The 853-nt window shown below is 61.1% G+C and carries 1 protein-coding gene; it reads right to left on the reverse strand.

The window, feature by feature from the left end; translation table 11 throughout:
- Nucleotides 1-19: 19 nt before the first annotated feature.
- Nucleotides 20-780, reverse strand: a protein-coding gene (locus P7D22_RS23265; RefSeq protein WP_319936613.1) for an IS5 family transposase whose coding sequence is annotated in 2 segments (ribosomal slippage) — nt 20-453 and nt 453-780 — 762 coding nt in all. Because the reading frame shifts where the segments join, the coding sequence is not laid out codon by codon here.
- Between the last annotated feature and the right edge of the window lie 73 nt (nt 781-853).

The following is an 853-nucleotide window of genomic DNA, read 5'->3' on the forward strand; positions in this document are numbered from 1 at the left end:
CACTAGGATGTGTGGACATTTACCTGAGCCATAGGACGGTTGCGGCGATGGCGATCATGGCTTCATAGTTGCACGCTGTCTTTTCATATCGGGTGGCAATGCGCCGGAACTGCTTCAACTTGGAGAAGCAGCACTCGATCAGATGGCGCTGCGCATAAAGGTGCTTGTCGAGCGGGTGTTTGATGGCCCGCGACGGGTTGCTTGGAATGACGGCCTTGGCGCCTTTGTTCTTGATCGTGCGGCGGATCTTGTCGCTGTCATAGGCCGCATCGGCCATCACGATCTTGGCTGGAAGATCCTCGATCAGGGCCTCGGCCTGTGGTGCGTCGCCGCGATGGCCAGCTGTCAGAACGAAGCGCACCGGGCACCCGAGCCCGCGCACGGCCATGTGGATCTTAGTGCTCAGGCCGCCACGCGAGCGTCCAAGGGCCTGATCTGCAGCCCCTTTTTTGCGCCCGAGGCGTGCTGGTGGGCGCGGATGATGGTGGAGTCGACGATCAGGTACTCGAAGTCCGGATCGTCCGCCATGGCGTCGAAAATGCGCCACCACACGCCTTTGTGGCTCCAGCGACTGAACCGGCGAAAGACGCTATTCCACTCACCAAACGCCTCCGGCAGGTCGCGCCAGGGTGAGCCCGTCCGCACGATCCACAACACCGCCTCCACAAACAGACGGTTGTCCCGCCCGGACGTGCCCCGGCTGCGCTCGTCCCCGATGATCTGCGGCGCTATCCGAGCCCACTGCGCGTCCGTCACGATCAAACGATCCAGAACCCCCAAGACTGCCTCCCAAAAGCAGCCTTGAATCACAGTCTCTCACGCCACAAAACCTATTAGAGTCCACAGTTCCTAG

The organism is Lichenihabitans sp. Uapishka_5 (assembly GCF_033947565.1).
Lineage (GTDB): Bacteria > Pseudomonadota > Alphaproteobacteria > Rhizobiales > Beijerinckiaceae > Lichenihabitans.